Genomic DNA, 13,573 nt, shown 5'->3' with positions numbered 1-13,573 from the left:
GTCAGCCGGACGGGTGTGAGCCAACCGGCCCACACCCACAGCAAGATCAACACCTAGCCCAAACGGGTGCCGTACACCGAAATCCTGATAGACCCCCAGACGCAGCGAGCCGATGACGATGATCAGGCCGTCGGGTCCGGCGAGTTCGCCGGCCCGGTGGAGTGCTGTTCGGGTGTCGTCGGCGGTCAGGGCCGGGCCGTGGCGGGCGGGGTCGAGGAGGCTGTGCATGGTGGAGGGGTTGGAGGAGTGCGGGGAGCGGGTGCGGGTGAGCACCAGGGGCCAGTGGGTGGGCAGGGGAGCGAGCATCGCGGCGACGTCCTTGTCCTCGAACGCGGAGAAGACGACGGCGGGTGGTTGGTCGGGGTGTGTCCGGGTGTGGGTGCGGGCGTGGGCCAGAATCTCCGGGGCGACGGTGGTGATGCCCTGGGGGTTGGTGGCGCCGTCGAGGAGGACCTGGCCCTTCCAGTCGTCCAGACGGGCGTCGGGGAGGAGTTCGAGGCGCCCGGGCCAGCGGGTGGCGGCCAGGCGCTCGCGCAGGTGCGTGCCGTCCGGCGCCGGGATGTGGCCGCGTTCGACCATGGCGTCCATCCCGGCGACGGCGAGCGCGAGGTTGTGGTGCTGGTGGGCGCCGGGCAGCGGGCAGGGCAGGTCGTGGTGGACCGTGCGGGGCGTGGTGACGTCGACTAGGACCTCGGGTCCGTGGTCGCCCTCGACGGTGCGGACGCTGTAGCCGATCTCGTGGCCGATGCGCCACACGGACCGTGGGGCGCGCTCCTTCAGGACCTCCCGCGCTGTGGTGGCCGCTTCGGGGCACAGTCGTCCCAGCAGGACGTGGTCGCCGCGCTGCGTCGCGGTGACCTTGGCGCGGGTGATTTCGGCGATCGAGTTCCCGAGCAGGTCGGCGTGGTCGAGTCCGATGCCGGTGACGACCTTGACGTCGAGTCCGAGTTTCGCGGCCGCGGCCGAGCTGCCGCCGATGCTCGCCTCGGCGACGGCCAAGGACACTCCGGCGCTGCGGAAGTGCACGGCGGCGGTGACTGTGTGGAGGCCGGCGACCAGGACGGGCAGCGCGTGAGCCTCGACGGCCCGCCAGACCTCGCCCAACGCCGCGGCGTACTCGGTGCGCGAGGCCGGGACGCCGTCGACGCGGATCCGTTCCCGGTGCTCCTGCAGGTGCGGGCTGGGCATACTGCCCACCCGCACGCCGGAGGCACCCACGGCCGAGACGGCGAACGCGCAGGTCGATCCCTTGCCGTTCGTTCCGACCACCAGCATCCCGCGCAGGGCGCGCTCAGGGCTGCCCAGCGCCGCCAGCAGCCTGGGGACGTTGGCCTTCAGCTCGCCGTGGGGCAGTCCCCGCGGTCTGCCGTGCAGTCGTTCGAGGAGGTCCGCGCAGTCCTGGTAGTCCATTGCGTGGTACTCCCCCGCGCGGGCACCCGGCAGACCTTCCGTCAGGGACAGGGCCCGCCCCGTACACCCCTGAGAGTGAACCCGGGAGGGGTTCGTCGGGGAACAGCGCAACGGCAGTAGAAAGCAAGAGCGCCATGGACGTCCAACGTCCGACTTCGAACGGACGGCCCGGTGATCACTCGTCCGGGTGTTCCCGGGACGGCGGTCCGGCCGACGCGAGATCCTGAACCCGACGAAGAGAGACCAGTGCTGTCCAGGAGGGCTGCTGTGGACCAGGAGGCATCGGCGACGGGTGACGGCGCCCCGTCCGCGGTCTGGCTGCTGTTGGGCCCCGGCATGCGCGGGCGCATGAGTGCCCACCTGACGGAGGCCTTCGGCGAGCGGTTCGGGCCCTCCAGCGTGGTCTTCTCCGACCAGTTGGTCTACAAGATCGCGGGAGGGAAGTTCACGCTGCACGATCTCACCGGTCGAACGCTCCTGCCACCCAAGGTCGCGTACGCCCGCCTGTCGGCCGACCGCCTGTCGATGGATCGGGAGATCACGCTGCTGCGCCATCTCCAGGCGATGGGCGTGAGCCTGATCAACTCGGCGGAGTCCTATCTCCTCTGCGCGAACAAGTTCCGCCAGCTCCAGGAGCTGGCGGCGGCGGGTCTGCCGGTGCCCGACAGCTGGTCCTACGCGGACGCGCCGTTCGATCGGGTCATCCGTCACGGGGCGGACGAACCGCGCGTCGTGAAGGCCGTGCGGGGTAACCGCGGCAACAGGGTCTTCCTCGCCCCCGACGCCGCGATGCTGTCGGACGTCGCCGGGAGCCTCGCACACAACGTGCCCTACCTCTTCCAGGAATTCCTGTCGTTCTCCAAGGGCAGGAACCTGCGCGTCGTCGTCGTGGACGGCCAGGCCGTGTCGACCGCGGTGCACACGAACACCGAGGGCGGTTTCAAGTCGAACCTCTCCCGCGGCGCGTCCGGGGACTACCACCCGGGACGATTTCCGGAGGCCGAGGACATGGCCTGCCGAGCCGCGGCCGCCCTGGGACTGGGCCTGGCCGGAGTGGATCTGCTCTTCCGTTCGGACGGCGGCTTCACGCTGTGCGAGATCAACCCCAGCCCACAGTGGGGCCAAGACCCTCCATATGTGACATCGGCCATCCTCGCCACCTGCAGACTGCGCCTCGGCGCGTGACAGCCTGTCCGACTCCTCAAGCGTGTCTCCTTGGCGGGTTGAGATGTTGATCGGACGTGTCGGTTCGGTTGGTGGTCACGGATGCGATGCGGGCGCGGATCGGTCCGCTGGTGCCGACGGACCCGGTGCGTGGGCGTCGGTGGGCTGATCATCGGCGGACGTTGGAGGCCATAGCGTGGCGGTACCGCACCGGTGCGCCGTGGCGGGGCCTGCCCGAGGAGCTCGGCTCGTTCAGGACCGCTCACAAACGCCTGCTGCGGTGGCCGGTTGACCGAACGTGGGCCAAGGTCCTCGCGGCCGTCCTGGCTGCAGACGTGCCTATGCCCGCGCGGCCCTTGTGCGGAGTGTCGCAGGCCAACGGGGGCTTGGGGTCCGGGTGACGGCGGTGTCAACTGGAGAGCCCCGCGCGTGGTTTCTTCCGGCAGTTTCGCCTCGTCCTTGATCCATCTGCGCAATGATGGGCCTGCACGAGCAGGAGGGGCCCGGCTTCTGTGGACCGGCCGGGTGTGTCGAAGCAGGGCAGGGACAGGCTTCCAGGAAGCGCGAGAGCGGAGAGTCGATGTCAGTGATCGAAGCGACCAGTTCCGAGCAGTTCAAAGAGTTGCTCAGCAAGAACGCAAAGGTCGCTGTATTCTTCACGGCCAAATGGGCATCGCCTTGCAAGAAGATTGGCCCCGTCTTCACGACGCTCTCGAACAAATACGGCAGCGTCGTGTGCGTGTCCGTCGACGTCGACACGCTTTCTGGTGTGGCTGAGGAGCAGGGTGTCTCGGCGGTGCCCGCCTTCAAGTTCTTCCATGATGACACGGAGGCCCTGACGGCCTTGGAGAGTGACAAGGAGAGTCAGCTTCAAGAGAAGCTGGAGGCCTTGAACGGCCTGTAGTTGCTCTGCGCGCGGCGGCCCGGTCGCCGCGCGCTTCGCCAGGGATTTCGGTCGTGCCTCGGTGCTGTGATGCCAACGAACCAGTCACCGCGATCGACCCCGAACTCGGCGTCGGCAACTCCACCCTCTGCCGCACCTTCGCCGCCCACGACCAAGGCGCTGCGGCCAGAACAGCCGATGACATGGGTGTCAGCTGTGTGTCCGAGGGGCGTCACGGGCCGTCGCCGATGTGGGAGTTGGCGGCGGCCCGGCCCCTTCTTCACGCGGGTGCGCGGGCGGGTTCAGGACGTAGTGGCCTCCTGCGGGAGCGGCCCGGGCGCGCTCGGCGCGGTGCGGTGGTAGACCACCGCCCGGGGGTGGAGCTCGGTTTTGACCAGCAGGTCCTGGGCCGCTATGCGGTCCAGGACCGGGCGCCGCGGGGCCACGGCCGGCCGGGCCCGCGGTCGGCGGGGGCGGGCATGCGCAGGAGAGAGTGACCCAGGAACGCCGACGTCGTTGATCGGGTCATGAAGCGTCTTGTTCTCGCGTTCGGCGCGGCGGTGGCTGCGGGTGTCACCTTCGTGTCTCCGGTCTCGGCTGCCGGACCACCGCCGCTGCGAGCCTTCCAGCGCCCGTCCGCCGGCTTCTTCTCCGACCCCGACGACGTGCACGCCTTCTACCGGTGTGTCGATATCGGCACGCTCACGGCCTTCCGTTTCGAGTGCGGCCCCGGCCTGGTCTACGAGGCGGCGGGGGTGTGCGTGCACCCGGTCGACGCCTCGCGGCCGGAAGCCCGGCCTCCGTACGACCCGGAAATCGGGGAAGCCTGACGGGCTCGCACTCCTCGTCGCAGCGGCGGCTGCCGGGGCGGGACGGAGCGTTGGGGAGGTCGTGGCGGCTGTTGGTGAGACCACTCCGCTTTCCGTCGAAGAGCCGGCGCCCGGCCTGCGTCGATGCGGGTGATCACGTCGGGGGAGGCGACCCTCAGCAGTGTTCCGCGCCCGGCCATAGGGCCAGGTCGGTCCACCCTGTACTGCCCGGAGGCCGGCGGGCGCTGGGGCACGGCACCGACGGGTGCTGACCCGTGCGCGGTGTCGTCGTTCGGGCGTGGGCGGTGAGTGTTCGCCCGTCGGCGGCCGGAACGGTGAAGACGTCGAGGTCCGGGCGGGCGGTCACCGCGGCTCGCCCGGCCCTGGGCCGCGGCTCCGGCGGCGTGCGGCTGGGTCCGTGACACCGCTGCGGGCCGCGTGGTCCTGATCGCAGGCGGCCGCAGCGGCTTTCAGCTGCCGGTTCTCGACCTCCAGGACGTGAATGACGCGGGCCTGCTGCTGGGAGAGCGCGCAGGGCGTCGCGTTCGGAGCGGACACGTGTCAGGTCCGCGTCCTGCTTGCGGTGCCGGGCGGGGGTGCGGGGGCGGGTACTGCCCGGACCGCTTGGAGGTTCTTGACCAGCGCGTTGAAGAGGTCCTTGAGACCGGTGTGCTTGTGGGTGAGCTTGTTGCGCCGCAGCCCGGCTTCGGCGGCGCGCGAGACGATGGTCAGTTTCCCGTCCGAGCGCAGGGGCGCGCCGAGCAGGAGCCGGACCATCGCGTCGGTGACGGCCCGGGCCTCGTCGGCGAAGGCCTTCCAGCGGTTCTCGTCGGGGCGGTGGGCCAGGGCTTCGCCGACGATCCGCACGAGGTCGGCCGCCCGGTGCGATCCGGTGTCGGCGTCGGGCTCGTGCGTGGGTGCGGTCATTGTCGGACCCTGCGGGTCGTGCGAGCGGTGCCCGCTTCGTGGCGCTGGACGATCTCGGCCCGGCGGCTGCGGAAATGCTGTTGGCGTGCGGCGATCGGGTACGGTTCGAGGCCGGCCGCGGCGTCGGCGTCGATCCGGACGATCTCGCGGCGCACTCCGTCGACCTGGGTGTCGGTGCGGCTGATGTTCTGGCACGCCGCCGACGCCGCGGCCGGCGGACCCGGACTGAGCGGCGGGAATTCCCCGGCCGCGGTTGGCACATGTGGCGGGGCGGGGCCGGGTGCTGGGCATGTCGGTCGTCACCGGTGCTGCGCCTGACGCGGTGCGCGAGGCCGGTCGGACGGGGCCGGCGCGGTGGCCGGGTGTGGGACAGGTCCGGTCCGCGTGTGTCGCGGACCGGACCTGGTTGGTGGGCGTGGCTGCCCGGTGGGGTGTGCGGGTGTTACGGCAGGGTGGCGAGGGGGATGTCGATGTAGGACTCGTTGCCCTTGGGGGAGGTGATTTCGAGGGCGGCGGGGACGGTGTTCTCGTCCGCGAAGAACGGGTCGTAGCTGTCGACGATGAGCTGAAGCTGGCGGCCCTTGGCGAGGATGTAGTGGGCGGGCTGCAGGCGGAAGGTCACCGTGGCGGCCTGCTGGTCGGTCAGGGTGTAGGGGGCGTGGGTGATGATCGCGGCCCGGCCGGTCGCCGGGTCGCAGTCCAGCAGGTAGGCGGTGAAGGTCGCGTTCTTCGTCTGCGGCCGCACGGTGAGCCGGGCCTCCAGCTCGCCCTGGACGCGCATCGGCCGCTCCAGTGGCGCGGTGGTCCAGACGGCGGCGACGTCGCGCTTGATCTCCGCGGTCTTGTAGACGTGCGGGAGCCCCACCCGCTCGGCCACGCCGGTCTGGACGAGCTTCGGGGCGACGACGATCCCGGTGTCCGGACCGGCGGCCTGGACGGAGCGGGTCCAGCCCGGCTGCGGCTGGCCCTGCGCCATCGGCGCGTCCTGCTTCCCGGCGGGCACGGCGCCGAGGTGGAAGCGCTGCTTGGGGAGGGCGTACTCCGCCCAGTCGTCGTGGGCGAGGTCGGACAGCAGGTTGTGCATGTACTCCGAGCGGATGCCGAACTGCGGCTCGGCGCCGTCACCGGCGGCGCCACCGAGGTGGTGGTCCATCCAGCGGTAGGTCATCTCGGTGGGCTTGGAGATGCCGCCGAACAGGCCGGGCAGTTCGCTGTTGCCGTGGTCGCCGATCTGCACCAGCAGCGACTTGGGGCCTTGCAGTTTGGTGAAGAGGTCGACGACGGCGGGCACGGAGAAGATCGTCTCGTGCCAGGAGGTGGTTATCAGGATCGGCAGTTCGCGGTCGTTGTAGGCCTTCAGTTGCTCGATCGGCGAGCGGAGCTCGGCGAACTTCGTGACGTCCTCGTCGATGACGTTGTCGCGGATCTTCTTGATGATCGCCTGGAACTCCTCGGAGCAGCGGTCCTCGTGGAACAGGGCCACGAGTGCCTCGAAGGCCTTGATGTGCCGGGTGCCGTTCTCGAACAGCGAGGTGAACAGGTCGCCCCAGGCGCTGGCGCCCGCGACGGCCTTGACCCGGGGGTCCTTCGCCGCGAGCAGCAGGCTGGTGCCGGCGCCGTAGGAGGCGCCGAAGCATCCGATCCGCTCCGGGTCGATGCCTTTCTGCGCGGTGAGGAAGTCGAGGATCTCGACGCCGTCGGCGATGTCCTGGGGGCCGGCGACCTGGATCCTGCCCTCGGAGCGGGCCAGACCGCGCTGGCTGTAGGTCAGGACGGCGTAGCCGCCTTGGGTCCAGCGCGGGATCGTGCCGAAGTAGGCCAGCCGGCCGAAGTCGTTCAACGGGGCCGGCATGACGACGGCGGGACAGGTCTGTCCCGGTGCGAGGTTGCGCGGTGTGCTCAGGCCGGCGTCGATCCGGGTCCCGTCCGCCATGGTGATCTGGAACTCCCGGTACTCGGCTATCTCGGCCTGCACCTCGTAGGTGTCGGCAAGACCCCACTGGTCGAGCCTGCCGATCCGGCGCGGCGACGGGTCGAGCAGTGCCTCGCGGATCGCCTCCAGCTTGGCGACGTCGTCGGGGCTGAGCGCGAACGGGTTCTCCGGGGATCCGTTGACCGGCATGGATGTTCCGCCTTCCGTGGCAGTGCCTCTGATGGTCTGTCACAGACATGTTCGTTCCGGTGTGATCATTCCTGGTAGGCAATCCATGCCGTTCACCCGAACGAGTGATCGTCTACTGGTGAAACCCGGACGGAACGATCCCGCCCGTAGAGGAACGACGCCCGGATCGGCCGCACCTGCGAACCCGGCGTCAACGCTCGACTCGCCGACCGAAGCGCTCCGTTGTAACCGACCACGTCCTCACCTGCTCACTGTGCAACAGCCACCTCAAGAAGACCGTCCTCCCGCTCGACCCCGACGGGAAGCCGCTGGGTCCCGGCCCTGCACCAGCACCCGCGCTGGGCAGCGGCACCGGATCGCCGTGCCGAGCCCGGGCTTTTCCGACTGGAGCACCACACGCACGATCACCGCGGCTGCCGCTCCCGGACCCGACTGTCGGTGGCCCCGGTTAGGCTCACAAGCCGTGACTGATAGGGGAGTTACGTGCAGGTCTGCACGACCGACGTCGATCCCCGCACGGAGGGGAAGGGCCACTCGCCGTTCTGCCAGCACCCTGGGGTTCAACGGGTCGATACCGGGTGTGGCGGGACTGCTCCTGATGGACGGGGTCACGCTGCTGCGGCCGGAGGAACGGGAGAGGACCCACGACGAACGGCTCAGGGGCCTGGGGGCGGAGGCGTTCCGGTAAGTTGCGCCGCCCCCTGGGTGTCGCCCCGATCACCCGGCCGTCGGACCAGTCCTGCCGTGCCGTCACCCAGGCGATCCGTCATGCCCGGTAGGACCAAACCCCCTGCGCGGGCCGGCTCCGGGGCGGCCGCGCTCTCACTCGCGGCCTTGGTCCGTCCGGGGGACGCCACGGGCGTGTGACCACCGGTTCGGGAATGTCCTCGCTGCTCACCCCTGTGCAAATTCTTCCGTGCCGTGGTACCGGTTCGTGGTCCGGTACCAGTGCTCATGCCCGCTGATCAAGTACTCAAGATCGGTGAGGTAGGTCCGGAGCTCGATGCCGGCTGTCCTGCGCAGGGTTGTGGTGAGTCGGCAGAACTCGTCGAGTCGCTCGCGGTGCAGGGTCACCAGGCGGTCCAGTGCCTGGTCGGGGCCGAGGTTGTCCTCGCGGGCGATGGCGACACCGACGTTCATGGGCACGTGGCTCAACTCCATGTCACGCGGCAGGGCCATGCCGTCGTTAAAGTAACGGGTGATGTCGTCGGACAGCCGGCCCAGGCGCATGAGGTCCGGGTGACTCCAGGTCGCCTCGGGCAGTTCGTAGCCTCCGCCCACCTCGAGCAGCGTGGAGCAGCCGTGGGTGCCTATGGCTGAGGCGATACGCCGAAGAATGAGCATTTCGCGGTAGTGGGGCACCACGCCGGCGGTGATGTAGAGCGACTCCGCGCCGCAGGCCGCGAACAGCCGTGTCAGCCCGTGGTTGAACCGCAGCACCTGCGAGCCTGAGGCGAGGCGGCGCAGGTCGAGCTGTGCTTGGCGCCAGGCGTGCAGGTAGGGGTCGGTGCCGGCGGGCAGTTCGGCGTCGGGGTCCTCGGAGATTTCCTGCGCCCACAGCAGGTTGCCGGCGGTGCGGCCGATGTCCCCTCGCAGCGAGGGGACTTCGAATCCGGCCTCGTCGTAGGACGTCATCCAGGCGACCATCACCGCGAGGAGGAAGATCGTGTCCAGCGGCTGGCGCCGTGCGCGTGGGTACAGGTACGCGGCAAGACCGGCGATCTGCTGCTGGGCGACCAGCGCATTGGTCTCGTCCCCGATCCCGGCCGACCAGGTGTCGAGATGCGCGGCGATGGCATCGACGTCCGGATGGACGGCGCAGGGGAAAGGGTGGCTGAAACGGGAGAACGCATCCTCGTTCCAGGCGTCGAACTCCGTCATCGGCTTCCTTCTTCGGTCAACTCGTCTGTTTCGAACCGGAACTCACAGCCGCGGGTGCAGCTGACCGCAGGGTCCTTCGCGCGCCGCGTCGTGTCACGTCCTGTCGGCACGCCGCGGTGAAGGCTCGCAAAGGCGCGTACCGGCCGTGCACGTAGGCGTCGGCCAGGTGGCCGCCGAGTGTCGGCCGGGTCCCGGTGGTGTCGTGCGGGATCGCGCAGGCGGCGCCGAGCATCTGCCGGGTCGGGCTCGCATCGAACCGGCTGACCCGTCCCGGGGTGGCGACGGTGTTCGGGGTCCTCCAGGATCTGCCGGCAGGGCAGCATGTTCCGAGCGCCGCGGACAGGGTCCCCGTCCGCGGCCGGGAGTTCGGAGCCCGCCTCCTCGTACTGGCCGTGCCGGATCAGCATCCTGCCGGCCATGACGGTACGGTCCAGGTCTCTGCGGCTGCGCGTCATGGACGCCGGCAGGCCCCAGCCGGTGTGGCGGGTGAGTTCCTCGTGGAGGGCGGACTTCTCCGGCCGGGTGGCGGTCCGTTCCTCGATCCGGTCTGCGCCCGGGTGGGAGGCGCTGGGGAAGGGCCGGGGCGGGTCGGTCGCCCGTGCCGATGCGCTCCCGTCGCCGGGGGCCGTCATGGTGTGCGGGCGGTGGTGGTCCGGGGGCGGATGCCCGTGGCCAGGTGGGCCCGGTTCAGGGGCTCGGCGCAGAACGTGCGGGCCGGGCCGGGCGGGAGGGCCGCCAGGTAGGCGTCGGCGAGGGCGAGTTCGGTGCCGACGTAGCGGGTCATGTCGTCGGCCTGCCAGGTGTGGGGCCAGAAGTCGACGCCGCGGCCGGTGTCCTCGTCGCGGTCGATGAGGATGTTGGCGGCCTGCAGGGCGCGGCCGTAGCCGATGGCGTGGGTGCGGTCGGCGCGGGTTCCGTCGTGCCAGGCCCACAGGTCGGACAGCAGCAGGACGAGGGTGCCGGACACGGCGTAGGTGTAGCGGTCCAGGTCGGCCTGGGTGCGGACGGTGAAGTCGTGGCGGGCCCAGTCGGCCATGCGCTCGGCCATGGCGATGAACGTCTCCACCACCCGCGGCCCGATCTGGGGCGGTGCGAGCGCGGACCACTGCGCGAGCCGGAGGGTGACCTCCGGGAGGGTGGCCTCGTGGCCGCGGAAGGCGGCGGTGAAGTCGGCCGCTGTGTACCGGCTCTGCCAGATCCCCGCGACCCGCTCCAGCAGCCGCGCCTTGGTCAGGCCGTCGAGGGCGGGATGGTCCTCGATCTCGTCGATGCCGCGCATCAGCAGGTATGCGCAGCTGGTGGCCTCGTTCAGGCCGGGCGGCATCGCCATCACCGGCTCGTACCACGTGGTGCTGTAGGTACGGAGCATGGCGTGGGCGTCGTCGAGAGCGGTCATCGTGTCTCCCCCTTCGTGGGGCACTGCTGGTCCGTTGGGTTGGAAGGGCCTGGGCGGCCGGGCGGGGCCCGGTCGGGTCCTGCGGGGTGGGCCGGTGTCCGGCCCACCCCCGCCACCGGTGGTCCCGTCCTCGGCGCCCACCGCCCACCGCCCACCGCCGGCCGCGGCGGGCGGCGCGTGGATCCGGCCGCGGCGGTAGCACCCGGGCCGGGCCGGCCGCGGTGATGGTGAGCCCGCACCGTGCGTCGACGCCGATCCGGCAACGCCCAGTCCACGCCGCAACGGCGGGGACGGATACCCCTTCCACCACGCAACGGCGTGCACGCGTTGCACGCTTGCGAGCTTGTGAAGCAGGTCGTGCCCGGAACGCTGCCCCATCGTCGCGGACCCTCGGCCACCACGACGAGACCACCACCCGGCTCCGCAACGAGACCGGCGGGAGACGGACCACGTGCTGTCGGCGGAGGGCGGGGGCCGGTTTCCGGCCCGCCGCTCCTCGTGGAAGCCGTCCTCGTTCTCGTCCTCGCCGCGTTCGGGGCGGCGGCCGAAGCGGCCGTGCTCTCCAGGTCCGGTGGCGCCGAGGACGCCGGGGTCCTTCCACCGAAGTGGCGGCACGGAGCCGGGGTGTGGGCGTGGGCCGATCGGCTTGAGTTTCGAGTACGAACGGATGGTCGTCGGGTGTGCCCCGTGACCGGGTCGGCCCGCCCGATCGGAAGCTGTGCTCGCCCTGACCGCCTCACGAGAGGACGGGCCCTGTGAGACCCGCATCCCGGCGGAGACCGATCCCGCTCAGACGGCCGCTCGGCGCGGCCCTCGCCCTGTCGCTGGCAGTCGGTCCGCTGTTGTCGTCCGCGAACGCGTGGGCGGACGAAAGCCCGACCGTGTCCGCGAACCGGGGCGCCGGCGACCAGCCGCGCGACCGCACGACCCGACCGGGGCCCTCCACCCCCAGGGCGGTGTGCCCGCACGTTCGGGCTCCCGGCGTGTACGTCGTCGACGCGGACGCCGCCGCGAGCAGCTCGACCACGTTCGGCGAACCGTCCATCGTGATCAACCCGGCCGACCCCCACCAGATCGCCATCACCCGGTTCGCGTCCGCCGGCTCCGCCTGGAACAACACCGCCGACCTGCTCTACTCCACCGACGGCGGGATCACCTGGACCGACGAGGCGGCCATCCCGGTACCCCCGGGCGTGGCGAACACCTCCGGCGGCCCGTGCGACCAGACCATCGACTACGGCCGCAACGGCACGCTCTACGGCACCTTCCTCACCTGCCCGCCGGGCACCGTCCAGGTGGTCTCCGGTTCGACCACCGACCCCACCCAGGCCTCGTCATGGCGCTGGAACAACCCCACCCCTACCACCACGCAGCTCACCAGTAACACCCGCACCAACACCGACCAGCCCTGGCTGATCGTCAACCGTGACCCGACCACGGCGAGCCAGGACGACGTGTACGTCGGCTTCCAGGACTTCAACGCCACCGCGACCCAGCCGCACGACCGAGTGGCCGTCTCGCGCGGCGCCAGCCCCGTCGACTTTCCCGTCGCCAACGACCAGCCGGTGGGTATCGGCGCCCTGCAGGACGGCATCAACGGCGGGCTCCGCCTGGCCCCCGACCCGCGCAACGGCACCATGTACGCCCTCTACCAGGAGGGCGGCAGCAACACGGCCAGCCAGCCCCAGCCCGTCACCATCCGCCTCAACCGGTCGACCGACGGCGGGGCGAACTGGACCCTGGACAGCAACACCAGCGGCATCACCGTCGCCACGGTCAGCAGCGACCAGGGCAACCAGGGCTTCAAGTTCGGCGGGGTCAGCGCGTTGATCGGCGGCGTCCACCACGCCGCCGTCGACCCGGGCAACGGCGACGTGTTCGTCGCCTACGGCGTGGACGTCTCGGGCACCAACCAGATCCGGATGAGGCGGCTCACCGACAACGGCGCGGGCAGCCTCAACGTCGGCGCCGAGGTGAACGTCTCCACCTCGACCGACGCGGTGCTCCCATCCGTGGCCGTACTCGGCGACGGGACGGTCGGCGTCCTCTACCTGACCTCCGAAGGCGACAACGCCAGCGGCTTCCCCACCTTCTCCGCGCACCTCGCCCGGAGCGCCGACCACGGGGCCACGTTCACCGACACCGTGCTGCAGACCTACACCACGCAGGTCGGCACCGCCGGTCCCCCCCGTGAGCGGCTGTTCGGCGACTTCCAGCAGCTCAAGGCAGTCACCTCGGCCAACACCTCCGCCCTCGGCGTCGGTGGCCACAACGTCGACGCCGCCTAGAACGGTGACGCCAACTACCAGGGCGACACCGCGATGACCCTGGTCCAGACGGTCAACCAGGCCTCCGTCACCACGACGCTCGCCTCGTCGGCCAACCCGGCGGCGTTCGGGCAACCGGTCACCTTCACCGACACCGTCTGCCCGGCACCGCCGAGCACCAACCCGACGCTGCCACCCTCCGGGACAGTCACCTTCCGGGACGGCAGCACGCTCCTCGGCACCGGCACCCTCGCCCCCGGCGGCGGGGCACACTGCGCACAGGCCACGCTCACCTGGTCCAACCTGGCGCCCGGTACCCACACGATCACCGCCTCCTACGGCGGCGACGGCAACTACCTGGCCGGCCCGCTGGAGAGCCTCACCCAGACCGTGACCTGCACCCGGACCGTCACCGGCACCGTCGGCACGGTGCTCGCCACCACCGGCAGCACCTGCGTGCTGAACGCGACCGTCAACGGCCCGGTGCTGGTCCAGCCCGGCGCGGCCCTGTTCGTCTCCGACTCGACAGTGGCGACCGGGATCGACTCGCGCGGCGCGACCCAGTTCGGGGTCTGCGGCAGCCGGATCACCGGCGCGGTCAATGTCGCCGAGACCACCGGCGGGAGTATCAGAATTTCGGTGGACACCCTGATCAAGGGAGTCACTGATGAGCTCGCTGACGGATCACCGGATCGAGTCGGTTCCTGAGGGGAC

At 70.7% G+C, this 13,573-nt stretch carries 11 protein-coding genes and 1 pseudogene; 6 read left to right on the top strand and 6 right to left on the bottom strand.

Translation table 11 applies throughout. The features are described from left to right. The coding region (locus ACFXHB_RS42335; protein ID WP_380582142.1) for a bifunctional folylpolyglutamate synthase/dihydrofolate synthase at nt 1-1,410 on the bottom strand (1,410 nt) is incomplete at its 3' end. A gap of 267 nt (nt 1,411-1,677) precedes the next feature. On the opposite strand from ACFXHB_RS42335, the gene ACFXHB_RS42330 reads away from it, so the two are divergent. From ACFXHB_RS42330 to ACFXHB_RS42315, 4 genes and pseudogenes are all read left to right on the top strand, one after another. Continuing rightward, on the top strand, nt 1,678-2,595 hold the full coding sequence (locus tag ACFXHB_RS42330) for a RimK family alpha-L-glutamate ligase (protein ID WP_380582140.1): 918 nt from the start codon (nt 1,678-1,680) through the stop codon (nt 2,593-2,595). 56 nt (nt 2,596-2,651) lie between these two features. Further along, a pseudogene (locus ACFXHB_RS42325) lies at nt 2,652-2,903 on the top strand (transposase); the annotation flags it as partial. A 251-nt stretch (nt 2,904-3,154) separates the two neighbouring features. Continuing rightward, nucleotides 3,155-3,478, top strand: a complete 324-nt coding sequence (locus ACFXHB_RS42320; RefSeq protein WP_380582138.1) for a thioredoxin family protein — start codon at nt 3,155-3,157, stop codon at nt 3,476-3,478. A gap of 506 nt (nt 3,479-3,984) precedes the next feature. Then, entirely contained in the window at nt 3,985-4,287 is a 303-nt protein-coding gene (locus ACFXHB_RS42315) for a carbohydrate-binding module family 14 protein (RefSeq protein ID WP_380582136.1), read from the top strand. A gap of 540 nt (nt 4,288-4,827) precedes the next feature. Here ACFXHB_RS42315 and ACFXHB_RS42310 read toward each other — a convergent pair. From ACFXHB_RS42310 to ACFXHB_RS42290, 5 genes are all read right to left on the bottom strand, one after another. After that, nucleotides 4,828-5,193 carry a hypothetical protein gene (locus ACFXHB_RS42310; RefSeq protein ID WP_380582134.1) on the bottom strand — a complete coding sequence of 122 codons (366 nt, stop codon included), beginning with the start codon at nt 5,191-5,193 and terminating at the stop codon, nt 4,828-4,830. Next, a complete protein-coding gene (locus ACFXHB_RS42305; protein ID WP_380582132.1) occupies nt 5,190-5,348 on the bottom strand; it encodes a hypothetical protein in 159 nt (52 codons plus the stop codon). The genes ACFXHB_RS42310 and ACFXHB_RS42305 overlap by 4 nt, the downstream gene beginning before the upstream one ends. 287 nt (nt 5,349-5,635) lie before the next feature. Continuing rightward, nucleotides 5,636-7,315: a CocE/NonD family hydrolase gene (locus tag ACFXHB_RS42300; protein ID WP_380582130.1), complete on the bottom strand. Its 1,680-nt coding sequence runs from the start codon at nt 7,313-7,315 to the stop codon at nt 5,636-5,638. 894 nt (nt 7,316-8,209) lie between these two features. Next, entirely contained in the window at nt 8,210-9,196 is a 987-nt protein-coding gene (locus ACFXHB_RS42295) for a hypothetical protein (RefSeq protein WP_380582128.1), read from the bottom strand. A 628-nt stretch (nt 9,197-9,824) separates the two neighbouring features. Continuing rightward, nucleotides 9,825-10,592 (bottom strand): squalene/phytoene synthase family protein, encoded by a 768-nt coding sequence (locus ACFXHB_RS42290; protein ID WP_380582126.1) that lies wholly within the window; start codon nt 10,590-10,592, stop codon nt 9,825-9,827. Nucleotides 10,593-11,575: 983 nt separating this feature from the next. On the opposite strand from ACFXHB_RS42290, the gene ACFXHB_RS42285 reads away from it, so the two are divergent. Together ACFXHB_RS42285 and ACFXHB_RS42280 are read left to right on the top strand one after the other, a co-directional pair. Then, a complete protein-coding gene (locus ACFXHB_RS42285; protein ID WP_380582124.1) occupies nt 11,576-12,880 on the top strand; it encodes a hypothetical protein in 1,305 nt (434 codons plus the stop codon). 33 nt (nt 12,881-12,913) lie between these two features. After that, nucleotides 12,914-13,567: an Ig-like domain-containing protein gene (locus ACFXHB_RS42280; RefSeq protein ID WP_380582122.1), complete on the top strand. Its 654-nt coding sequence runs from the start codon at nt 12,914-12,916 to the stop codon at nt 13,565-13,567. Nucleotides 13,568-13,573 lie beyond the last annotated feature (6 nt).

The sequence above is a fragment of the Kitasatospora sp. NPDC059327 genome, assembly GCF_042752535.1.
Classification (GTDB): Bacteria; Actinomycetota; Actinomycetes; order Streptomycetales; family Streptomycetaceae; genus Kitasatospora.
This window is presented reverse-complemented; position numbering and strand designations above follow the sequence as displayed.